The following is a 22,543-nucleotide window of genomic DNA, read 5'->3' on the forward strand; positions in this document are numbered from 1 at the left end:
GCCGGTTTGCCTACCCGGCGGTGCTTTGGGATAAGGTAGGACGCAGGATCCCACGCGGTGTCCATCTTGTGAACTCCCCCAGGGCGGGAACGCAGCAAGGGTCAACGAGCTCTGACAGGTGCGTGGGGTCCCCTTACTTTTTCTGGGGGCTTTCCTGATCTGTGGCGCCGTCTTTGTGTGAGGCGAGCTGCCCGTCAACTTTTCCGGACCGTCGTATTATGTGACGTCGCGGGTCCTTTTCTACGTAAGCGACCAGGCGATATGCGGGGAGGCATGTCAGAAAATACGAGCGGTCGTATAAAGGCCGACCACCCTGAAGAATGGCCAGGCTGTTTCCCGCAGCACACGACGACGCCTCTCTTACCACGATGCGGTAAGAGAGGCGTCGTCAAGTATCAGTGCTGTGTTAGGCGCTAACGGGTTCTTCCTTGCGCAGGAACTTCAACGCGTAGTCGAAGATCTTGGTCACCACGAAGTCGTCCTCCGCGCCGGTGGACGCCATCACCAGCAGCTCGGCGAGCTCCTCGGTGGACTTGCCCTCCACCAGCTCGGCCTCCGGATTGTTCTCCAGGTAGCGGTGGAAGAGGCCAGCGAGTTTCTCTGCCGGGACCTCACGGAAGATATCCCACATGTCGACGTGTGCCATGGTGTTTCTCCTTATTGTTTGTTGCGGGGTCGGGGTGTCTTAGATGTCCAGGACGAGCTTGGAGCCGCAGGCGCCGCGGGAGACGCAGGTCATCAGGGAGTTGTTCTCGCGCTTTTCCTTCTCGGACATCACCAGGTCGCGGTGCTCGGCCTTGCCGGAGACCATCCCGACCTCGCAGGTGCCGCAGATGCCTTCACGGCACTCGGCGTAGAGGTCCTCGCCGGCGGCCTCGAGGGTCTCCAGCAGGGTCATGTTCGCCGGGACGGTGTACTCCTCGCCGGTGGAGTTTTTCACCACGGTGAACGGCTTGTTCTGGGAGGCGTCGATCAGCGTGGTCGCGGTGAAGGATTCGCGGCGGACGGTGTCTTCCGGCCAGTGGGCGGTCGCCTCCAGGATGGCGGAGGTGAACCGGTCCGGGCCGCAGGTCAGCAGCTGGACGCCGTCCTCGTAGCGGTCGGCGAACTGCGTGACGTCCATGCGGGTGCCCTCCTCGGAGATGTGCAGCTCCGCGGTGCCGCCGTGGTCGCGGACGATGCGTTCCAGGTAGGCCATGGAGTCCTTGGAGCTGCCCGAGTAGTGCAGCTCATAGTCGATGCCCTCGGCCTTGGCTTCGTCGGCCATGGCCAGCATCGGGGTGACGCCGATGCCCGCGCCGACCAGGATGAGCTTGGTGGCCTCCTTGTTGAAGCGGAAGTTGTTGCGCGGACCGCGGACCTCGACGACGGAACCGGGGGTGAGGTTCTCGTGGATCCACTTGGAGCCGCCGCGGCTTTCCTCTTCGAGCTGCACCGCGATCTCCCAGACGTCGGGTGCCTCGTTAACCAGGGAGTACTGGCGGTTGAGCCCGCCGGCGTTGATCTCGATGTGGGCGCCGGAGTAGCACTTCGGCAGTTCCGTCTCATCCATGTTGGTCAGCGTGATGCGGCGGATCGTGTCGGTCGTGTCCTCGATCTCGGAGACGACCATGGTGCGGGTGCGCAACTCACGGCTGGGTCCGTTGTAGACGATCGCCGGGTTCTCCTCCGAGACGGGGCCGAAGTTCTCCGGGTTCTTGGACGCGTCCCAGTGCGCCCGGATGGTCTGCGGGCCGCGGAAGGACATCGACGGCAGGCGGCCGAAGCTGGTGTCCTGGCCTTCGTCGAGCTGGATGTGCGGCAGGCGCTTGAGCAGCTGCTGGAACAGGATCTGCATCTGCATGCGCGCCAGGTTGCGGCCCATGCACTGGTGGATGCCGTAGCCGAAGGTCAGGTGCTTGGTGACGTTGTCGCGGTAGAGGTCGAAGGTGTGCGGGTCCGGGAAGACCTCCGGGTCGCGGTTGGCCACGGAGGTGACCAGCAGGACGTTTTCGCCGGCCGGGATCGTCACGCCGCGGACTTCGACCTCGTTGACGGTCTTGCGGCGCCAGGCGTGCGATCCGCCGTTGAGGCGCAGGGACTCTTCGATGGCGTTCGGCAGCAGCTCCGGGTTCTGCTGCAGCGTCTTCCACAGGTCGGGGCGCTCGGTGTGCAGGTAGATGAACAGGTTCGACGCGGAGTTCGCGGTGGTGTCGTGCGCGGCGGTGACCGCGGACATCGTCTTGGAGCGCAGGTAGTACATCGGGACGGTCTCCGGGTCCTCGCGGTGCGCGCGGATGGAGTGCGGCACCCAGCCCTCGGCCGTCTCGTCGGCCATGAGCTTGGCCAAGACCTTCTGGGAGTGCTGCCAGAACTTGCCGTTGGTCTCCGCGACGGTCAGATCCTGGCCCGGGGCCGGCTTGCCCCAGGTGGTGGTGGCGTGCGCCATGGAGTACTCGTGGATTTTGGCCATGTCCTCGGCCGGGATGCCCATGAACTGCAGGGCGACGGTCAGCGGGGAGATGTGCAGCAGATCGGTGTAGACGTCGGCCTCGCCGTCGGCGATGAACTTGTCGATGTAGCTGTCGACGGTCGCGCGCGCGGTCTCCTCCAACTTGCGCAGCTGCTCGACGCGGAAGGGTTCTTCCAGGGCGCGGCGGCGCGGGGTGTGGATCGGCTCGTCGGTGTTGACGATGGTGTCGCGGAAGTCGTAGCCGTAGTCGTCGAGGACGTCCTTGGCCTCGTCGGAGAGCGGGACGGCCTTGTCCAGGACGTTGGACGCGGAGTAGTTCTCGGTGTCCTTGAAGATCTTCATGATGTCGTCGTAGCGGGTGACGACCCAGTAACCGAGCTTGTGGGAGTAGAACACCGGCTCGTTGTGGAAGGACCACTCGGTGTGGCCCCACGGGTCGTTGACGAAGTCGGTGCCCAGGGGGTCGAAGTGTTCGTCGGAGACGCTCTCGCGGTTGTTCAGCGCGGCGACGTCGACCATCTCGCCGTTCAAAAACGGGCAGGCGGAGGCGCCGGCGTCGGTGTTCTGGTTGGCCAGGGTGTCGGTCATGGAAAGCTCCTCGGGTCTCGTTCTCCAGGGGGCGCTCCAGTCCGCTGAGCTGCGGTCCCGGTGCGTCGTGGGTTATCCACGGACATTAGGAGTGATCTGGCTTACAGGACAAGTGTGAGGGGAAGCATACGGCGAAAGAATGACCTTTTTCGGGGGTGCAATAATAGGATCTAGCGGGCTGTGGGCAAGGTTTGGGGTGTGTGTTTTTCTGGGTTGCCGCTGCTTGGCGTAGATGTCTCACCCCAACGGGGGTAAAGAACCTATCATTGTCGAATCGGGGCGCGTTTTGGTGTTCTTATAGCGCACAAAATAGGTCCGCGGCCCGCCCGGAAACGGCCGTTTTCTTCCCGGCCAGCCCGGAAAACTCGCCCGGCGGCGGCGAACTACGATGGGGGCCAGTCAGGCGCGCAGCCGGCGCGCCCCCGATACAAGGGGAGGTTTTCACCTTGTCGCTTCTTGATTTCGACGCAGACCAACTCGCCGCCTTCGCCGCCGAAGTCCGCCAGGACTACGACGTGCTGAAGGACAAGGACCTGAAGCTGGATCTGACCCGCGGCAAGCCCGCCGCCGAGCAACTGGATCTGGCCGACGCCCTGCTCGAGCTTCCGGGCAAGGGCAATCACCACGCGGCCGACGGCACGGACGTGCGCAACTACGGCAACCTCGCCGGGCTCGCGGATGTCCGCGGCATCTGGGCGGAGCTGCTCGGCGTGGAGCTCGAGCAGATCTACGCCGGCGATTCCTCCAGCCTCAACATCATGTTCGACCTCGTCTCCTGGGCGTACGCCTTCGGCACCAACGACTCCGAGCGCCCCTGGAAGGACGAGGAGACGGTCAAGTGGATCTGCCCGGTCCCGGGGTATGACCGCCACTTCACCATCACCGAGAAATTCGGATTCGAGATGATCTCCGTGCCGATGCTCGAGGACGGCCCCGACCTGAACGCCATCCAGGAACTGGTCAAAGACCCGCAGGTCAAGGGCATGTGGGTGGTGCCGGTCTTCTCCAACCCGACGGGGGTGACCACCAGCGAGGAGATCGCCCGCGGCCTGGCCGAGATGGAGACCGCCGCCCCGGACTTCCGCATCGTGTGGGACAACGCGTATGCCGTGCACACGCTGACCGACGAGTTCCCGCCGGTGCACGACGTGCTGGGCTTCGCCGAGGCCGCCGGCAACCCGAACCGCTTCTGGTATCTGACCTCGACGTCGAAGATCACCCACGCCGGCGCCGGCGTCAGCTTCTTCGCCTCCTCCGTGGACAACCTCGACTGGTATAAGTCGGTCGCCTCCGTCCGCGGCATCGGCCCGAACAAGGTCAACCAGCTGGCCCACGCCCGCTACTTCGGCGACGCCGACGGCGTCCGCGAGGTTATGCGCAAGCACGCCGACATCCTGGCGCCGAAGTTCACCAAGGTGCTGGAGATCCTCGAGGAGCGCCTCGGCCAGTACGAGGTCGCCCGCTGGACCGAACCGAAGGGCGGGTACTTCATCTCCCTCGACGTCATCGACGGCACGGCCTCCCGGGTGGTGGAACTGGCGAAGGAGGCCGGCATCGCCCTGACCGGCGCCGGCTCCTCCTTCCCGTTGAAGCAGGACCCGAACAACCGCAACATCCGCCTCGCCCCGTCGCTGCCGCCGGTGGCGGAGGTCACCGCGGCGATGGACGGCGTGGCCACCTGCGTGCTGCTCGCGGCCGTCGAGAAGCTGGGGGCGTAGGGCCCTGAACTTCGACGACACCGCCTACTGGCTCGACCAGATCCTGCCCGGCGATCTGACCCTGCGCAAAGTCGACGGGTGGCGCGTGGCCACCGGCACAGTCGACGACGACCGCCGGTTCGCCGCCACCTTCGACTTCGGGGGCGTGGACACCGGGCTGGTCATGACCGAAGAAAACGACACCGAGGTCCGCTGCGAACTGCTCGTGATCGCCCACGAAAGCGAGGTGATGCTCAGCGCCGCCGTCACCGAGGCCGCCGACATGCTGCAGAAGGCGAACGGGACCGTGCCCGCCCAACCCGGCGTGCTCCTGCCCGATCTGGGCACCCGGGCCGGGCTCACGGCCGACGGCGACCTGCTCATGGAACACGGCCTGCTCATCGCGCCCACCTTGTGGGGCGGGCAGACCCCGCACGTGCGCGAAGACGGCCGCATGACCCTGATCCTGCAGCTGGCGCTGTTGACCGACGAGGAGTACTCGATCGGGGTGGACCAGGGCGTCGACAAGCTGCTACGCCGCTTGCACCGCCGAGGCGAAGACCTCGCCGACTGGCGCCGCGACTGACCCCTACCCGGAGGTGCGCAGGCCGGTGGCCAGGCCGTTCATGGTCACCTGGATGGTCTTGGACACCAGGAAGGAATCGTCCCCGGCGCGGTAGCGGCGCAGCAGCTCCACCTGGATGGCGTTGAGCGGCAGCAGATACGGGTAGCGCCGGTACACGGAGCGCTCCAGGCGTTCGTTGCCGGCCATGAGTGATTCGTGGCCGGTGATGCGCCGGAAGATTTCGCGGGTCAGCTCGTACTCGTCGGAGATGGTCTGGAAGATGCGACGTGAGACCTCCGGGTCATCGACCAGGCGCGAGTACATCTGCGCCAGGTCCATCGACGCCTTGCCCATGACCTGGGCCATGTTGTCCAGCACCGAACGGAAAAACGGCCACGCCCGGTAGAGGGTCCGCAGGTCCTGCCAGCGGGCCTCGTCGTCGCCTGCCCAGCGGGTCACGCCGGTGCCGACGCCGAACCAGCCCGGCAGGTTCACCCGCGACTGCGACCAGGACAGCACCCACGGGATCGCGCGTAGATCGGCGACCGAGGAAGTCTGCTTGCGAGCGGTCGGGCGCGAGCCCATGTTCAGGTCCCCGATCTCGTGCAGCGGGGTCGACTGGGTGAAGTAGTCGATGAAGCCCGGGTCCCGGCGGATCAGGTCGGCGTACTTTTCCCCGGCCAGCTCGGCGATCTCGCGCATGATCCCGTAGGCGCGCTCCGATTCCTGCAGCGACTCGGTGTCCAGCAAGGAGGCCTCCAGCGTGCCCGCGACGAAGGCCTCCAGGTGCCTGCGCGCCGTGGAGTTTTGCCCGTAGCGCGCGGAGATGACCTCGCCCTGCTCGGTGATGCGGATGGAGCCCTGCACCGCGCCTTTGGGCTGGGCCAGGATCGCGTCGTAGGTCGGCCCGCCGCCCCGGCCGACGGCCCCGCCGCGGCCGTGGGAGAAGCGCAGGTTGATGCCGCGGGCGGCGCACGCCTCCACGACGGCGAGCTCGGCGTCGTACAGCGCCCAGTTCGCCGAGAGGTAGCCGCCGTCCTTGTTGGAGTCGGAATACCCCAGCACGACTTCCTGGAGATCGCCGCGCCCGCGCAGGTACTGGCGGTACAGCGGCACGTCCCACAGCTCCTCCAAGATGGCGGCGCCGGCCTTGAGGTCGTCGATCGTCTCAAACAGCGGGGCGACGTCCACGGAGCCGACCAACCGGCCCTGCGCCGCGTCGAAGTTGATCAGCCCGACTTCCTTGAGCAACACCATCGGTTCCAAGACGTCGCTGACCGTGCCCGTCATGGAGACGATGCAGTGCGGGATGACCTCCGGGCCGAGGAGATTCACGGCGTCGGCCGCCGCGCGGAAGATGCCCAGCTCACGTTCGGTCGGTTCGCTGAACGGTTCCGCCCAGGAGAAGGTCAGCGGGCGCGCCGAGGCGAGCTCCTCGGTCAGCACCTTGCGCTTCTCCTCCTCGTTGAGTCCCGCGTAGCCGCGGACCACGCCGGCGGCGGCGAAAAGCTCGTCCAGCACGGCCTCGAAAGACTCCGAGTTCTGGCGCAGGTCCAAAGCGTTGAGGTGGAAGCCGAAGGACTCCACGGCGGAGCGGATGCGCAGCAGGCGGTCGTCGGCGATGATCGCGTCGCTGAACTCGCGCAGCGAGCGGTCGATGACGTCCAGATCCGCCAAAAACTCCTGCGGGGAGGCATACGGCTCGTGGCCGTCGGCGGCGGTGTCCCCGGCGACGACGGCGCGGGTGGCGCGGATGCGGCCGTGGACGCCGTGAATCGCGCGTCGATAAGGCTCGTCCACCCGGCTGGGCACGTCGTTGCGCCCGCGCGCGGCCAGCTCCTGCAGCTCCGCGGAGCTGTCCGAGTACCGGTCGGACAGGCTCAGCTCCCGCTCCAGCTCGCCGAGCTCCTCCACGTAGTGGCCCAGCACCGTGTCTGCGGCCTTGCGGGTGGCATACGTCAGCGTCTCGCCCGTGACAAACGGGTTGCCGTCGTGGTCGCCGCCGATCCAGGAACCGGTGCGCACGATCTGCGTGCTCGGCACCTCCGTGCCGAAGACCTCCCGCAGCCCGGCCAGCACGTCGCGGTTGATCGCCGGAACCTCCTCCAGCAGGCTCAGCTTGAAATAGCGCAGGCCCACGTTGACCTCGTCCTCGATCTGCGGACGCGCGATGCGGATCAACGCCGTCTGCCATAACAAGGTCATGCGCAGATGGATCTCACGCTCGATCTCGCTCAAGCGGTTGCGCCGCCGCGGGGTCTCCGGCCGGTTGATCAGGCCGTGGCGCTCCCGCAGCAGGTGAATGATGCGCTTTTGCACGTCAAAGACCGTGCGGCGGCGCGTCTCCGTCGGGTGTGCGGTCAACACCGGCGACACCTGGGCGGTGCGCAGCATCTGCGCCACGTCCCCCGGGGTCACCGAATCCGCCTCCCGCAGCTTGGCCAGCACCCCGTCCAGCGACGCGGCAGGGGCGGCTTCCCCGGCGTCTTCCCGCTGCGCCAGCGAGGTCTCGTCGTCCAAGTCCTCCGCGATGTTGGCCATCAGCGCGAAGTAGCTGAACGAGCGGGCGACCAGGTTGATCTTGTGCTCGTCGACGGTGCGGAAAATCGCCAACAACGACTCCGGGTCCTCCTCCCCGCGGGCCACCGCGAACGCCCGCCGCCGGGTGTCCTCCACCAGCTCGTATATGTCCTCGCCCTCCTGCTCGGCGATGACTCGGCCGAGAATGCGGCCGAGGAGGCGGATGTCGTCGCGAACCTGATCACTCACTGGTTCCTGATCCCTTCATGAGAATGCGTGCGGTGTGCAGTGAGGTTGAACATAGCGCAGCGCGCCGGGCAGTGTCGCCGCTTTAAGGGGAGGGCGGGGTGGGACCGCGCGCCGGGTAGGCTCTGATGCGTGGCTTTATACCGGAAATACCGTCCTGCGACGTTTGCTGAAGTGATCGGTCAAGAGCAGGTCACCGACCCGTTGTCGGTGGCGCTGGACTCTGGCCGCATCAATCACGCCTACTTGTTTTCCGGCCCCCGCGGCTGCGGAAAGACTTCTTCCGCCCGCATCCTCGCGCGTTCGTTGAACTGCGTGGAGGGGCCGACGTCGACCCCCTGCGGCGAATGCGCGTCGTGCGTGTCCCTTGCTCCTGGGGGCTCGGGCAACCTCGACGTCATGGAGATGGACGCCGCCAGCCACGGCGGCGTCGACGACATGCGTGAACTCCGGGACCGCGCCCAATTCGCGCCCGCCGAATTCCGCTACCGCGTCTTCATCATCGACGAGGCGCACATGATCACCGACGCCGGCTCCAACGCCCTGCTCAAAATCGTGGAGGAGCCGCCGGAGCACCTCATCTTCATCTTCGCCACCACCGAGCCGGAAAACGTCATCGGCACCATCCGCTCGCGCACGCACCACTACCCGTTCCGGCTGCTGACCCCGCAGTCCATGCGCCAGCTGATCACCACCGTCGCCGACGCCGAATCCTCCTACGTCGAGGACTCGGTCTACCCGCTGATCATCAACGCCGGCGGCGGCTCCCCGCGCGACACCCTCTCCCTGCTCGACCAGCTGCTCGCCGGCGCCGGACCGGAGGGGCTGACCTACGAAAAGGCGCTGCCGTTGCTGGGCGTCACCGACCTGACGCTTATCGACGACACGATCACCGCCCTCGCCGACGACGACGCCGCCGCGCTATTCACCACCGTCGACCGCGTCATCGAAGCCGGCCACGAGCCCCGCCGCTTCGCCCTCGACCTGCTCGATCGCCTGCGCGACCTCATGATCCTGCAGTCCGTGCCCACCGCCTTCGACCTCGGTTTGGTCGAGGCGCCCGCCGACCGCGCCGGGGTGCTCACCGCCCAAGCCGAGCGCTTCACCACCGCGCAGCTGGCCCGGCTCGCCGGCGAAGTCAACGATCGTATCGCCGACCTGCGCGGCGCGACCTCCCCGCGCCTGCTGCTGGAGATTCTCTGCGCCCACCTGCTCGCTGACGCAGCCCCGACGCCCACGCCCGTGGCCCCCAGCAACCGCGACGCCGCGGCAGCCGCCGCCACCGCCGCCGTCAACGCCCGCCGCCGCGAGCAGCCCACCGAGACGCCGAAGCAGGCGGCGCCGAAACGGCCGGAGCCGAAGGAGCCGTCCAAGCGCCCCGAGCGCACACGCCCGGAACCGCAGCCCGCGCCGCAGCAACCGAAACCGGAAGCTACGCCTGCACCAGAGCCGGAACCCACGCCGGAACCCGAACCCGCAGGAGAGCCTGCGCCCGCCGCTGAGCCGCAGCCAGCCGAGAGCGCCGAGGCGGTCGTCGAGAAGCTCCGTACCCGGTGGGCGTCGCTGCGCGAAGACATCAGCCAGCGAAACCGCACTGCCGGCATCATGCTCGCCGAGGCACGCATCCTCGGCCTGCGCGGGGACACCGTGGTGCTCGGCCACAACACCGGCGCGCTCGCGCAGCGGATCAACGACCCCAGCAGCAACACTGACGTCGCCGCCGTGGTTTCCGACGCCGCCGAGCGTCCCCTCACGGTGGAGTGCGTCATCGGCACCGACCCGGCCGCCGCGGGTTTCCCGCCCGCCGGCGCCGCCCCGCAGCAGCCGACGTGGAACCCGAACCAACCCGGCGCCCGCGAACCCCAGGGCGCGCCCCCGGCCCAGCGTCCCGAGCCCGCGGAGGCGGACGAGGAGCCGGAGAGACCCGCTGAACGACCCACGGGCGGCTGGGGCGCCCCGGCACGCCTGGGCGGCCAGCAGCAGACTCCGCCGCAGCGGCAGGAGCCTGCGCAGGAGGCTTCCGGCTGGGGCGCGCCCGCCCCGCTCGGCGGGCAGCAGGCCGCGCAGCCTGAGCGGTCGCAGCCTGTCCCGGCCCCGCAGCCGACGGCACCGGCCCCGGCGCCGCAGCAGCAGGAGCCGCCGGCGCCTGAGCCGCAGCGCCAGCAACCGCCGGCGACGCCCGCCAACGACTGGCGTGCCACCGCTGCCCAGGCAGCCCAGCGCGCCGAGGAACTGTCCCGGCAGCGCCGGGAGCGCCCGGCCTTCGACGACGGTGTGCCGCTGCCGCCGGAACCGGGCCCGGACTACGAGGGCGGCGGGCCGCCGCCCGCACCGGAAGACGCCCCGGTCGACCCGTCGGAATTGTCGCGCACCTCCGCTCGGCCGCCGGGCCAGCGGGGACAACAGGGCCAACCACCCGCGCAGGGGGCTCAGTCGCAGTCGCAGCAGCAGCCTCAGCAGCCGCCCGCCCGACCGCTCAGCCGCGCCGAGGAAGAAGACATGATGGCCGAAGAAGCCCAGACGCCGGGGGAGCGCGACCGCCGGGACGCGCTGGACATCGCGTCGCAGCTACTGCACGACGAGCTGGGGGCGCGCAAGCTGTAGAAGACCGGCCGTACGCCCTGCGCGATCAGCCCGGCCCCGCGGGCCCGGTGATTGTAGGATGGCCCTGGTTACGCGACACACCCGATGAAAGGACTTAGCCCATGACTCAGCCGGATATGAACGAGATCCTCGCCCGCGCCGCAGAAGTGCAGGCGCAGATGCAGCAGGCCCAGCAGGAGATCCTGGACTCCATCGTCACCGGTTCCGCCGGCAACGGCCTGGTGGAGGTCACCATGACCGGTTCCGCGGAGATCAAGTCCGTGAAGATCGACCCGCAGGTGGTGGACCCGGAGGACGTCGATACGCTGCAGGACCTCATCGTCGGCGCTTACGAGGACGCGCACGCGAAGGCCGGTCAGCTGGCTGAAGAGAAGATCGGCCCGTTGGCCCAGGGCGGCGACAACCCCTTCGGCAGCCTCATGTAATTGCCCCGCCAGCGCCCGCAGCGCCTATCCTGGAACGGTTAAGAAAGTAGTTACCGTGAAGGGTGGGCGCTGCACGTGTTTGAGGGACCAATCCAGGATCTGATCGACGAGTTTTCCCGGCTGCCTGGCGTCGGCCCGAAAAGCGCGCAACGCATCGCCTTCCACCTGCTCAAGGTGGAGCCCGACGAGATCGACCGGCTGCGCGAGGCCCTGGCGGCGGTGCGCGACGGGGTGGCGTTCTGCCGGATCTGCTCGAACATCTCCCGCGAAGAGGTCTGCCGGATCTGCGCCGACTCAGGCCGTGACCGCGGCACCGTCTGCGTGGTGGAGGAAGCCAAGGACATTCAGGTCGTGGAGCGCACCGGCGAGTACACCGGCCGCTACCACGTGCTGGGCGGGGCGCTGGATCCGCTGGCGAACATCGGCCCGAAGGACCTGACCGTCTCGCAGTTGTTGCAGCGCATCGGCGGGGTGTTGCCGGACCGGGCCCTGGCGGATTCGACGCCGGAGGAACCGCTGCACGATAAGGCCCCGGAGATCACCGAGGTGATTCTGGCGACGGATCCCAACACCGAGGGCGAGGCCACCGCGTCGTATCTGGCGCGGTTGCTGAAGGATTTCCCGGGCCTGCGGGTCTCTCGCCTGGCGTCGGGGATGCCGTTGGGCGGCGACCTGGAGTTCGTCGACGAGCTGACGCTCTCGCGCGCGCTCTCGGGCCGCCAGACCTTGTTTTAGTTCTGCCCGTTGTCCCAGGCCTCGGCGACGGCCTTGGCGACGGCCGGGGCCACCCGGTCATCGAGCGCCTGCGGCACGATGTGCCCGGCGTCCAGGGTTTCGGCGGCGACGTCGGCGATCGCCCGCGAGGCGGCCAGCAGCATTTCCGGGGTGATCTTCGTGGCCTGCGCGTCGAGGGCGCCGCGGAAGATGCCCGGGAAGGCGAGCACGTTGTTGATCTGATTCGGCAGGTCGCTGCGGCCGGTGGCCACGACGCCGCCGTAGCGGGCGGCCAGCTCGGGGTGGATCTCCGGGGTCGGGTTGGCCAGGGAGAACAGGATCGGCTGATGGGCCATGTGGCGCAGCTGGTCTTCGGTGATGTTGCCGCTGGAGACGCCGATGAAGGTGTCCGCGCCGTCGAGGGCGTCGGCCACTCCGCCGGTGACGTTACGCGGGTTGGTGCGCGCGGCCAGGGACTTCTTCACCGGGGTCAGATCCGCGCGGTCGCCGTGGATGGCGCCCTTGGAATCCAGGACGACGATGTCGGTGACCCCGGCCTCCAGCAGCATGTCGACGATGGCCACCCCTGCCGCGCCGGCGCCGGAGATGACGATCTGCAGGTCGGTCAGCGTGCGGCCCAAGACCTGGGCGGCGTTGCGCAGGGCGGCGAGCACTACGACGGCGGTGCCGTGCTGGTCGTCGTGCAGGACGGGCATGTCCAGGCGCTCCTTGACGCGGCGTTCGACCTCGAAGCAGCGCGGGGCGGAGATGTCCTCGAGGTTGATGCCGCCGAAGGAGGGCGCCATGGCCACGACCGTCTCGACGATGGCGTCGACGTCCTGGGTGTCCAGCACGATCGGCACGGCGTTGAGCCCGGCGAACTCGGAGAACAGCTGCGCCTTGCCCTCCATGACGGGCATGGCGGCTGCCGGGCCGATGTCGCCCAAGCCCAGGACCGCGGAGCCGTCGGAGACGACTGCGACGGTGTTGCCGGCGCCGGTGTAGGTGCGGGCCTTGGCGGGGTCCTCGGCGATGGCGCGGCACACGTCGGCGACGCCCGGGGTGTAGGCGATGGACAGGTCGCGCATGGACGTCAGCGGCGCCGTGGACTTGGTGACGAGCTTGCCGCCCTCGTGGGCGGCGAAAATCTCGTCCTGGGTGATCTGCTGGTCGCGGGGCGTCACGGTCGTCATGCTTCTCCTGGTTGATCGATTGGGTTGGCACATCGTAACCCACGAAAACCGTCACACCGACTTGACGCTGTGACCGATATAACATTATTTTCCATAACTCGAGGGAGTCCTCACGTTTGTCTATGAAAGTAATTCTATTTTCGGAGGTGGCGGACTTGGCGGCCCGCTAGTCTGGCCGCATGACTGGACCCCTGATTCTTTCCTACGCAGGCAAAACCCCGCGCGTGGCGGCCTCGGCCTTCGTCGCGCCCACCGCCGTGCTCATCGGCGACGTGGAGATCGGCCCCGACGCGTCCGTGTTCTACGGCTGCGTCCTGCGCGGCGACGTCAACCGCATCGTCGTCGGCGCCCGGGCCAACATCCAGGACAACGCCGTCCTGCACGTCGACCGCGACGCCGACTGCGTCCTCGGCGAGGACGTCACCGTCGGCCACGGCGCCCTGGTGCACGCCTGTCGCGTCGGCGACGGGGTGATGGTGGGCATGACCTCGACGCTGCTCTCGCGCTCGTCGGTGGGGGCGGGCGCGCTCATCGCCGCCGGCGCCGTCGTGCTGGAGGGGCAGGAGATTCCGGAACGGGCGCTGGCCGCCGGGGTGCCCGCCAAAGTCCGCCGCGAGCTCTCCGCGGAGGAGTCGGGGGCGTTCATCCCGCACGCGGGCCGCTACGTCGACCTCGCCCGCGAACACGCCGACCTGGGGCCGGGGCTTTCGCTGGACGAGGTGCGGTTTTAAGCGCGGGGCGGGGGTCTCTCCGCCGTAGCCCCATAGGCGGAACCCCATAGGCGTCGTTTTTCTCGGCCGGAGCACGCAAAATTGCTCCCTATGGGGTTACGCCTATGGGGTAACGCGGCGCATGACCCTAACCCTGCGCCGCCGCCAGCCGCTCCGCCCGCAGCGCCGTCACCGCGTCGATCTCCAGCGGCTCCAGCTCCGCCAACGACACCCCCATCGCCTTCGCCAAGAGCAGGTCCGCCAGCTGCGGGTTCCGGGCCAGCGCGGGGCCGTGCATGTAGGTGGCGATGACGCTGCCCTGCACCGCGCCCTCGGAAGCGCGCTGCTGCTGGCCGTCGGAGATGTCGAGAAACGTGCTCTCATCCATGTTGCCGGTGCCGGCGCGCAGCCTGCCCAGCGGCTTGGCCTCGCGGCCGAGGATGGAGGCGCCCATGTGGTTTTCGAACCCGGTCAGTGGCTCGGTCAGCTCGGCGGTCGCACCGTGGCCGGTCGGGGTGGAGACGACTTCGCCGATGGCGCGGTTTTGCATGGCGGCGGTGGTGGCGTCGATAAGCCCCACCCCGTCGTAGACCCGGCCGCCGGCGCGGAAGGATTCGCCAAGGACCTGCAGGCCGGCGCAGACCGCGAAGATCGGGCGCCCCGCCCACGCCGCCCGGCCCAGGCCGCCGTCGGCGATCAGGTGCTGGGCCGCCAGCGTCTGGGCGGAGTCCTCCCCGCCGCCGATGCAGTAGACGTCCAGGTCATTCGGGACCGCCTCGCCGAGCCCTACGCGCACGATCTCTGCGTCCAGGCCGCGCCACCGCGCCCGCTGGCGCAGCACCAGGGCGTTGCCGTCGTCGCCGTACGTGCCCAGCACGTCCGGCAGGATCAAACCGATGCTCAGGCGATCAGCCATGGGCGTCTTCCTCCTTGTTCAGGGCCTTCTTCAGGTCGCGGAAGGCGGTGTAGTTGGCCAGGACCTCGATGCGCCCTGCCGGGCACGCCCGGATCGCGGCCAGCGGGTCAGGGGACAGCTCGTGCTCGATGCCGGCGTAGGTCAAGCGCACGGACAGGTCGGTGCCGCGTTCGCCGGCGGCCTGCACGACGGTGCCGTCGAAGTCTTCGAAGCGCACGTCCCACAGCCAGGACAGGTCTTCGCCGTCGCCTTGTTGGCCGTTGACGGCGATGACCACGCCGTCGGCGGAGCGGTCGATCATGGTCAGCGCCTCCTGCCAGCCGGCGGGGTTCTTCGCCAGCAGCAGGTGTACCTGGCGGTCGCCGTATTGGACGGTGGCGTACCGGCCGGCGACGTTGTCGACGTCTTCGGTGGCCGCGATCGCCCGGTCCAGGTCCACGTCGAAACCCTCGACGGCGGCGGCGACGGCCTGGGTGGCGTTGCCGCGGTTGGCCCGGCCCGGCAGCCGCAGGTCCAACCCGCGCGTGCCGGCGGGGGAGACGATGCCGGCGTCGGTGATTTCCCAGGTGGGGGTGGGGCGGCGGAACTCACGGCCGTCGGCGAGTTTCTTCACCGCCCACCAGTCGTGTTCGTGGCGCACGACGTGGCCGCCGGTGCGCGGGCAGGTGACGGAGTCGCCCAGCCAGCCCGCCCCGGCGGAGACCCAGACGACGTTTTCCGCGTCGTAGGCCACCGAGGTCATCAGCACGTCGTCGCAATTGGCGATGATCAGCATGTCCGGGTGCGCCGCCACCGCCCCGCGCAGGGCGTTTTCGATCTTGTTGATGTCGCCGACCCGGTCCAGCTGGTCGCGCGAGAGGTTCAGCAGCACGAGTGCGTCCGGGTCGAGTTTGTCGGCCACGCTCGGCACGTGCAGCTCGTCGACCTCCAGGACGATGTGGCTGGCGTCGCCGTCTTCCATCAGCGCGGAAATGATGCCCGCGTCCATGTTGTCGCCGCCGTCGTTGGTGGCCAGGGTGTGGCGGGTGCGCATCGCGGCCGCCAGCATCCGCGTGGTCGTGGATTTTCCGTTCGTGCCGGTGACCAGCACCGTCGGCCGGCCGGCCGCGAGGGTGGACATGATCGTCGGGTCCAGGGCGCCGGCGACCAGTCCGCCGATCATCCCGCCCGCCCCGCGTCCCGTGGCGCGCGAGGCGGCGGTGGCGAGTTTCGCTGCCGCGGTGGCCGTTTTCGTGCGCAGGCGCTGCAGTCTGCTGGGGGAAGAATCGCTCATGTACTACAGAATAGCGCTACGCGCCCGGCTGCTCCTTGACCCGCTCCGCCGCCGCCAGGAAAGCGGCGTCCGACATCAGCGGGATGTCCTTGCGCGCCGCGTGCATCGCCTTGCCCGCCAGGTCGGTCGTTTCGTTGCAGACCACCAGCGAGGTTTCCCTGGTCAGCTTCTCCGAATACACCAGCTCCTCGCGTAGGCACGCCTCGATCAGCGTGTTCGGGTCGATCTCGACTTCCGGGGCGACGACGACCTCCATCCCGCGGATCAGCGAATGCCCCGGGCGGTAGCGCCCCGGGTTCGGCCGTGGCCGCGGCACCTCCACCGCGTCGACGCGCACGTGCGAGCGCTGCAGCCCGAAGCGGTCGGCGCGCAGATCCTTCGGCGAGCGCTGCGCCACCGGGCCGGCGTCCCGCACCGCGAAAAACAGGTCGCGCACCAGCAGCGTCTGCTCCCGGGCGACCTCCTGCGGCGGGCGCTGGGCCCGCTCCACGGAGGCGACCGGCGACGGGGCGGGCAGCCCGTAGCGCTGGGCGACGGCGGCGATGCGGGTGTCCGTCAAGGGCGTGGCTTGCCGACGCGCGGTCGCCAGTGTGTCGACGATCCGCTCCGGGCGCGGCACATGCCCCACCCGCTGCCGGCGCCGCGAACGCCCCCGCCCGCGGGAGCGCGAACGGTTCGCCCGGGCCGCGGCGTTCATGGCGCGCCGGGCCTCCGAGACGACGAACCCCCAGGTCCGCGGGGCGCGGTGGACGACGAGGGTGCGGCCGTCGATGAGCCGGTCGAGCGTTTTGAGCACCTGTGAGAAACGCTGCCCCGCCGCGATCTCCTCCCGGGTGTGGCCGTGCTGGTGCTTCGGCCCCGGGTCGGTGTTCGGGTCGAGTACGGCGTGGAAGTCCTCGCCGATCTCGCCGGCCTCGTTGAACGTCACGACGTCCACCGTGATCAGCCGGGACGTCGTGGGGTGGATGCCGCTGGCGTGCGTGACGAGGGCCACGTAGGGGTGCGCCGCCACCGCTTCTCGGCGGCGACGCTCGCGCTCTTCTTGCGCGGCGCGCTGGTCGCGGTTGTTCTTCTGCGTCTGCTCGTGCGACTGCTCGGAGGGGGCGGCGTCTTGGGCGGCCGCGTCAGAGTCTTTCTCCGTGGTCGTGGTCATTGTCTCAGCATAGAACAGCCCACCGTTTACCTGCGCCCTGACCGTGGGCGTCGCGCTACGGTGGGGACATGTCTTCCCCCAAAGTCATGGCCTTGTCCGAGGACGAGGCGCAGTGGCTGGCCACGCGCCTGTTCACCGCCCAGGAATCCGGGCTGCTGTCCTCCACGCAGGCGTTGGCCGAGTCCTTCGACGCCAGCCGCGATGACTGGCACGCCCTGCCCGCCCACGAGCGTGGCGACGCGTCGATGCTGGTCAACATCTACTCCGTGGCCTTCGGCGAACAGATCTGCCGGGAATTCGACCTGCAGTGGTGCGTCGTGGAGCGCGGCGACGACGCCGAAATCGGCCTGTATGGCGAGGTCCAGGAACTGATGCTCTACCCGCTGGCCACTGTGCGGCGCCGCTGGGAAGACCCGGCGATGCGCCCGATGATGGACCTGATCGAGCAGACCCGCGACTCGCTGACGAACGCGGCGCGACAGTGACTGCGGGGAGTGCTTCCCTGCGTTACCGGTTCATCGCCGCGGTCTCTGGCGCGGCGCTTTTGCTCGGCGCGTGCACCACGACGCCGGTGGAGGAACCCGCCGCCGAGCAGGAGACGCAGGCGTCGACCCCGGAGTCTGCGCCGGTGCTGGACTCCGGCCTGCCGATCGACGCGGCGCCGGAGGTCCCGGCGGGCAAGGAGAGCTGGACGGAGTGTCCCTACCTGGACACCCACTGGGTCGCGGAGACCAACGGCCAACGCATGACCGCCGTCGGCGTCGACGAGCGTTTCGACGTCCCCGCCTGCGTCTTCTGGTCCTACCCGGACGAGCCGCAGGCCCAAGTCATCGTGCGTCACCTGCAGGATGAGGACGAGGCCACCGCCGTTGTGGACTGGGCCGCACCCGTCGACCACACCGAACCCGCCGACCAGCCCGCCGGCTGGATGGGCGGGCGCGGCGGCGGGGGCAGGGTTCCGGACGTGGATGGCGCGGTCTATGCCGTGCAGTCAGGGCCCGTCGCCGTCGTCGTATTCACCAACCAGGGGCAGTCGTTCAAGGCCGAGCAGATCGCCCTCGAGGCCATCGCCAACCTGGGGCTGTGACGCGTCGGTCGAATCAGACGGAGACGTCCGAGTACGGCATCTGCGCCGACACCCACGGGAAGACCATTTCCATCAACACCAGGAAGACCACGGCCAGCACCGCGATCACGACGACCGCCTTGACCGCCGTCGGTCCGGGCAGTTTCCGCCACAGCCACAGATACATTTAGTTCTCCTCCATCACGTCGGGCCGCTCGCCCGGGATCTTCGGCTGGGTCTCCACTTCCATGGCGTGGACGATCATGCGCTCCCGGTTCGAAAACTGCGGGTGACACGTGGTCAGGGTGAGCACGGACTCCGGCGCGTCGGCCCCGCCCTGGCCCGGCACCGGGTCAAGCACCCCGACGTCGCCCGGCAGGGTGATGTGGCGGCCGAGCACCCCGGCATATTCCCCGGTGGCCAGGCGTTCGGCCTGGTCCGGGGCGAAACAGCCCGCCGCCTCCGCCGCCCGCTGGCCGCCGTCGTGGGACATCGGCAGGACGCGGTAGGTGATCCATTCCGTCTGAGTCTCCACCACGATCGCGTCGCAGACCTCTAAGGCGCCCAGGTCATTGAAGGGCGCGCCCTTGCCCACCCGGTGCCCGGCGACCGCGAAGTTCCCGGCCTCACCCGGCAGTTGCGTCTGCGCATAGCGGCCCGGCCCGGCCAGCAACGTCTCCTCGTCGGTCCCCTCCATGATCGCGTACTGCCAATCCGAGCCGTAGGCGGGCACGTGGATGCGGGCGAACGCCTCACCCAGCTCCGGAGTGAGCGCACTGCGCGGGTTGACCCGCTCCTGCTCCCACTGCTGCGCCAGGCCCGCGTCGGCGTCGGCCTGCAACCGCCCCGAGGCAAGGTTGGTCCAGAACGCCTCATAGAAAGCGAAGAGCAGCGCCAGGGCGCCGACGGTCAACAACAGCTCGCCGAGCACCTGCCGGGCGCCGATCTTGGGGCGGGAGCGCGTAGTCATGTCAGGACATTTTATCTGAGGGGCGGACCGAGGGAGGAGAGATGAACCAACGCCCGCATCCTTCGAGAAGGACGCGGGCGCGGGTTCATCTGTGTGGGCCGAAGTGAGGTTAGACGCCTCCGCCGCGGACGGCGATGGCGTTGGCCTGGCCGCGGTTGACCGCGGAGGTCACGGCCTGCAGGGACGCGAAGGTGATGGAGCCGGCCACGCCGACGCCCCACACCTTGGCGCCGTCGACGTCGGCGTAGACGTAGGTGGCGGCCTCGGCGTCGTCGCCGGCGGTGCGGGACTGCTGCGAATAGTCCTCGACCTCGACGTCGATGCCCAGCTTCTCCAGGGCGTTGGCGTACGCCGCGATCGGGCCGTTGCCGTGGCCCTCGACGACGGTTTCCTTGCCGTCGTGGTTCACCGTGGCGGTGATCGTGGCGTCGTCGATCCCCGTCTCGGAGTTCTCGACCTTGGCGGAGATCAGCTCGACGGCGTCGGAGCGGTCCAGGTATTCGGTGGCGAAGATGTCCCACATGTTCTTGGAGTTGACCTCGCCGCCCTCGGAGTCGGTGACTTCCTGGACCACGCGGGAGAAGTCGACCTGCAGTCCGCGCGGCATGTCCACGCCGTGGTCGGTCTTCATCAGGTAGGCCACCCCGCCCTTGCCGGACTGGGAATTCACGCGGATCACGGCCTCGTAGTCGCGCCCGACGTCCTTCGGGTCGATCGGCAGGTAGGGCACCTCCCAGACGGTTTCGCGCAGCTCTTCCCAGGTGACCTCGGTGCTGTCGGCGCCCGGGCGGTACTCGTCGGCCATGGCGTCCAGCCCCTTGTTCACGGCGTCCTGGTGGGAGCCGGAGAAGGCGGTGAAGACCAGCTCGCCGCCGTAGGGGTGGCGCTCGTGTACGCGCAGCTGGTTGCAGTATTCGACGGTCTCACGGATCTGGTTGATGTCGGAGAAGTCGATCTGCGGGTCGACGCCCTGGGTCAGCATGTTCAGTCCCAGGGTGACCAAGTCGACGTTGCCGGTGCGCTCGCCGTTGCCGAACAGGCAGCCCTCGATGCGGTCGGCGCCGGCCAGGTAGCCCAGCTCAGCGGCCGCGACACCTTCGCCGCGGTCGTTGTGGGGGTGCAGCGACAGGATGATGGAGTCGCGCTGGGCGAAGTTGCGGTGCATCCACTCGATCTGGTCGGCGTAGATGTTCGGGGTGATCATCTCCACGGTCGACGGCAGGTTGATGATCATCGGGTTGTCCGGGGTGGCGCCCATGATCTCGACGACGTCGTCGCAGACCTCCAGGGCGAAGTCCAGCTCGGTGCCGGTGAAGGACTCCGGCGAGTACTGCCAGCGCCAGTTGGTGTCCGGGTAGTCCACGGCGATGGACTTGATCAGCTCGGCGGCGTCGGTGGCCATCTTCTTGATGGCGGCCTTGTCCTTGCCGAAGACGACGCGGCGCTGCAGCTTCGAGGTGGAGTTGTAGAAGTGGACGATGACGTTCTGCGCGCCCTCGCAGGCCTCGAAGGTGCGGCGGATCAGGTGCTCGCGCGCCTGCACCAGCACCTGGATGGTGACGTCGTCCGGGATCATGTTCTTCTCGATGATCTCGCGCACGAAGTCGAAGTCCGTCTGCGAGGCGGACGGGAAGCCGACCTCGATCTCCTTGTAACCCATCTTGACCAGCAGCTCGAACATGCGGCGCTTGCGTTCCGGGCTCATCGGGTCGATCAGCGCCTGGTTGCCGTCGCGCAGATCCACGGCGCACCACTGCGGGGCGCTGGTGATCTTCTTGTCCGGCCAGGTGCGGTCCGGCAGGGAGATCGGCTCGACCTCCTGGTCGAAGGACAGGTAGCGCCCCACCGGCATAGAGGACGGGCGCTGTTTGTTCCACGCCGGCTGGTCGGCCGGGATGTCGCCGCTGGGGGTGCGGATATCGGAGGGGGCGGAGATGAAAGCGTCGTTCGGGCTCATGGTTTCTTCCTTCAGTCGGGTCTGTGTCGGCTGCCAGGGGCCGGAGATGGCCTTCACTGTAATAGCCTTCTGGATCTCACCGCTGCGACAAAGCAACGGCGCCAGCGACCGGCGACACCGAACTCCGCGACGGGGTGCCGGTCGCTGAGTTACAGGACCTGAGACCCGCCGCGGCGAAGAAGAAGTAGGTTCGCGCGGAAGAACATACCTCAGATGATACACCCCGCCGGGCGGGCGGCAAGGCCCCGACCGCCAAGGCTGGTCGGCTCACCCGCAGCACCAGACCCGGGAGGGGCTGCGGGCAGAAAAATGGCCTCCCGGACGGGCCGACGCCGATGTGCCGCCGTCGTCCCGCCTGAGAGGCCGGGGGTGAGCGGGGTTAGAGCGGGAGGACGGAGCTCAGCAGGTCGGCGCTGCCGTTGTAACCGGAGAGCGTAGCGATGCCGTTGAGGATGGAGAAGACGGAGGAGAGCAGTTCCATGGTGGGCCTTTCATCGAGGTAACGGTGACGTTGTCATCATAACTCGGGGATGGGCCGGAAAGGGAGGAATGCAGAGGTGACATCGACGCTGCGCCGCGGCCTTCAGGCGGCGCCCTTTCGGGACAGCATCACCGTGGCCGTGATCATGGCGAGCAGCGCCAGAGCCAGCCACACCCAATTCCAGCCGGTGACTCGGAAGGTCTCGCCGAGCACGAGAAAGCCCAGCGTGAAGGCCACGACGGGCTCGCCGGCCTTCATCGCCGGCAAGGAGGTCGACAGGGTGCTGGCGTTGAAGGCGTTCTGCTGGATCAGCGTCCCTAGAGTCGCGGCCAGAATCAGCGCGTACGTCTCCCAACTGACGGCCAGACCGAGCAACCCGTTGGCGGTGAAGGTGTCGGCCACGGCCTTCGACAGCACGGCGACGAACCCGAAGACGGCGCCGGTGACCAGGCCCAGCACAAAGGCCCGGTCCGGGCCCGACAGCCGCGCGGACCACCGGGTCATCGCCGTCAGCACCACGATTCCTAACAGCAGCGCGGGCGCCCAGCGGGCGAAGGAGGGGTGGTCGGCGCTGCCCACGGGTCGGCCGAGCAGGATCACGACGGTGACCGAGGCGGTCAGCACGATCGCCCAGGACAGCTCACTCGCCGAGACGCGCTTCTGGTCGTGGGCGGCCGAGACCAGCAAGGTGAAGATCAGCGACGTCACCAGAATCGGTTGCACGATCAACAGGGGGCCGAAACTGAGCGCCACGACCTGCAGGATGTAGGCGATGATCGCCGTGCTCATGCCCGCCCACCACAGCGGGCGTCGAATCGCCTGCAGGATCGGGGACTGACCCACCGGGACGCGGGAGGCGATGCGGTGGCGGACGACGGTGCCCCAGGCGATGGTGAGGGCGGAGGCGAGCGCGAAAATAACCGCCACGAGATGATGAGGCACGGGCAATACTGTACTGGGAAACCTCGTTCTTTCGCGCACGCGGTAAACCGCTACGATGAGGGACAGAAATC

At 68.3% G+C, this 22,543-nt stretch carries 19 protein-coding genes and 1 other RNA gene; 9 read left to right on the top strand and 11 right to left on the bottom strand.

Annotated features, from left to right (window positions below):
* Nucleotides 1-41 precede the first annotated feature (41 nt).
* Nucleotides 42-140, top strand: an RNA gene (ffs, locus tag B841_RS13515) — signal recognition particle sRNA small type.
* Nucleotides 141-406: 266 nt separating this feature from the next.
* Here the strand turns inward: ffs and B841_RS01380 are convergent.
* Nucleotides 407-646 (bottom strand): hypothetical protein, encoded by a 240-nt coding sequence (locus tag B841_RS01380; RefSeq protein ID WP_020933688.1) that lies wholly within the window; start codon nucleotides 644-646, stop codon nucleotides 407-409.
* A 39-nt stretch (nucleotides 647-685) separates the two neighbouring features.
* Nucleotides 686-3,040, bottom strand: coding sequence for a cytochrome P450/oxidoreductase (locus tag B841_RS01385; protein WP_020933689.1), 2,355 nt, complete (start codon nucleotides 3,038-3,040; stop codon nucleotides 686-688).
* Nucleotides 3,041-3,486: 446 nt separating this feature from the next.
* On the opposite strand from B841_RS01385, the gene B841_RS01390 reads away from it, so the two are divergent.
* Together B841_RS01390 and B841_RS01395 are read left to right on the top strand one after the other, a co-directional pair.
* A complete protein-coding gene (locus B841_RS01390; protein ID WP_020933690.1) occupies nucleotides 3,487-4,758 on the top strand; it encodes a PLP-dependent aminotransferase family protein in 1,272 nt (423 codons plus the stop codon).
* An 85-nt stretch (nucleotides 4,759-4,843) separates the two neighbouring features.
* Nucleotides 4,844-5,323 (top strand): suppressor of fused domain protein, encoded by a 480-nt coding sequence (locus B841_RS01395; RefSeq protein ID WP_020933691.1) that lies wholly within the window; start codon nucleotides 4,844-4,846, stop codon nucleotides 5,321-5,323.
* 3 nt (nucleotides 5,324-5,326) lie between these two features.
* Here B841_RS01395 and ppc read toward each other — a convergent pair whose 3' ends face one another.
* Nucleotides 5,327-8,071: a phosphoenolpyruvate carboxylase gene (gene ppc / locus B841_RS01400; protein WP_020933692.1), complete on the bottom strand. Its 2,745-nt coding sequence runs from the start codon at nucleotides 8,069-8,071 to the stop codon at nucleotides 5,327-5,329.
* A 129-nt stretch (nucleotides 8,072-8,200) separates the two neighbouring features.
* On the opposite strand from ppc, the gene B841_RS01405 reads away from it, so the two are divergent.
* The 3 genes from B841_RS01405 (at nucleotide 8,201) to B841_RS01415 (ending at nucleotide 11,832) form a co-directional block, all read left to right on the top strand.
* Nucleotides 8,201-10,672 carry a DNA polymerase III subunit gamma and tau gene (locus B841_RS01405; RefSeq protein ID WP_041631684.1) on the top strand — a complete coding sequence of 824 codons (2,472 nt, stop codon included), beginning with the start codon at nucleotides 8,201-8,203 and terminating at the stop codon, nucleotides 10,670-10,672.
* A 101-nt stretch (nucleotides 10,673-10,773) separates the two neighbouring features.
* The gene (locus B841_RS01410; protein ID WP_020933694.1) at nucleotides 10,774-11,097 is read left to right on the top strand and encodes a YbaB/EbfC family nucleoid-associated protein; all 324 of its coding nucleotides are present in this window, start codon (nucleotides 10,774-10,776) and stop codon (nucleotides 11,095-11,097) included.
* Nucleotides 11,098-11,172: 75 nt separating this feature from the next.
* Nucleotides 11,173-11,832 carry a recombination mediator RecR gene (locus B841_RS01415; RefSeq protein ID WP_020933695.1) on the top strand — a complete coding sequence of 220 codons (660 nt, stop codon included), beginning with the start codon at nucleotides 11,173-11,175 and terminating at the stop codon, nucleotides 11,830-11,832.
* On the opposite strand, the gene B841_RS01420 is transcribed toward B841_RS01415, so the two are convergent.
* Entirely contained in the window at nucleotides 11,829-13,004 is a 1,176-nt protein-coding gene (locus tag B841_RS01420; RefSeq protein ID WP_020933696.1) for an NAD(P)-dependent malic enzyme, read from the bottom strand. The genes B841_RS01415 and B841_RS01420 overlap by 4 nt on opposite strands.
* Nucleotides 13,005-13,183: 179 nt before the next feature.
* Between B841_RS01420 and B841_RS01425 the strand changes: the two genes are divergently transcribed.
* Entirely contained in the window at nucleotides 13,184-13,735 is a 552-nt protein-coding gene (locus B841_RS01425) for a gamma carbonic anhydrase family protein (protein ID WP_041631685.1), read from the top strand.
* Between the two features lie 127 nt (nucleotides 13,736-13,862).
* On the opposite strand, the gene B841_RS01430 is transcribed toward B841_RS01425, so the two are convergent.
* Genes B841_RS01430 through B841_RS01440 form a run of 3 tightly spaced genes read right to left on the bottom strand, consistent with a single transcriptional unit; the run spans nucleotide 13,863 to nucleotide 17,056 of the window.
* Nucleotides 13,863-14,630, bottom strand: coding sequence for a type 1 glutamine amidotransferase (locus B841_RS01430; RefSeq protein WP_020933698.1), 768 nt, complete (start codon nucleotides 14,628-14,630; stop codon nucleotides 13,863-13,865).
* Nucleotides 14,623-15,903 (bottom strand): Mur ligase family protein, encoded by a 1,281-nt coding sequence (locus tag B841_RS01435; protein ID WP_020933699.1) that lies wholly within the window; start codon nucleotides 15,901-15,903, stop codon nucleotides 14,623-14,625. The genes B841_RS01430 and B841_RS01435 overlap by 8 nt, the downstream gene beginning before the upstream one ends.
* 16 nt (nucleotides 15,904-15,919) lie before the next feature.
* A complete protein-coding gene (locus tag B841_RS01440) occupies nucleotides 15,920-17,056 on the bottom strand; it encodes a hypothetical protein (RefSeq protein WP_020933700.1) in 1,137 nt (378 codons plus the stop codon).
* Between the two features lie 68 nt (nucleotides 17,057-17,124).
* Here B841_RS01440 and B841_RS01445 point away from each other — a divergent pair, with 68 nt between their 5' ends.
* Together B841_RS01445 and B841_RS01450 are read left to right on the top strand one after the other, a co-directional pair.
* Nucleotides 17,125-17,541: a hypothetical protein gene (locus tag B841_RS01445; RefSeq protein WP_020933701.1), complete on the top strand. Its 417-nt coding sequence runs from the start codon at nucleotides 17,125-17,127 to the stop codon at nucleotides 17,539-17,541.
* 86 nt (nucleotides 17,542-17,627) lie between these two features.
* On the top strand, nucleotides 17,628-18,143 hold the full coding sequence (locus B841_RS01450) for a DUF2020 domain-containing protein (protein ID WP_245561069.1): 516 nt from the start codon (nucleotides 17,628-17,630) through the stop codon (nucleotides 18,141-18,143).
* Nucleotides 18,144-18,156: 13 nt separating this feature from the next.
* Here B841_RS01450 and B841_RS13960 read toward each other — a convergent pair whose 3' ends face one another.
* From B841_RS13960 to B841_RS01470, 4 genes are all read right to left on the bottom strand, one after another.
* Complete coding sequence (locus tag B841_RS13960; RefSeq protein ID WP_020933703.1) at nucleotides 18,157-18,309, bottom strand: hypothetical protein; 153 nt, start codon at nucleotides 18,307-18,309, stop codon at nucleotides 18,157-18,159.
* On the bottom strand, nucleotides 18,310-19,092 hold the full coding sequence (locus tag B841_RS01460) for a class E sortase (protein ID WP_020933704.1): 783 nt from the start codon (nucleotides 19,090-19,092) through the stop codon (nucleotides 18,310-18,312).
* 109 nt (nucleotides 19,093-19,201) lie between these two features.
* Nucleotides 19,202-21,049, bottom strand: a complete 1,848-nt coding sequence (gene leuA / locus B841_RS01465; RefSeq protein ID WP_041631981.1) for a 2-isopropylmalate synthase — start codon at nucleotides 21,047-21,049, stop codon at nucleotides 19,202-19,204.
* Between the two features lie 583 nt (nucleotides 21,050-21,632).
* Nucleotides 21,633-22,472, bottom strand: a complete 840-nt coding sequence (locus B841_RS01470) for a DMT family transporter (RefSeq protein WP_041631686.1) — start codon at nucleotides 22,470-22,472, stop codon at nucleotides 21,633-21,635.
* Nucleotides 22,473-22,543: the final 71 nt, after the last annotated feature.

Origin of the sequence: Corynebacterium maris DSM 45190 (genome assembly GCF_000442645.1) — a bacterium.
GTDB lineage: Bacteria > Actinomycetota > Actinomycetes > Mycobacteriales > Mycobacteriaceae > Corynebacterium > Corynebacterium maris.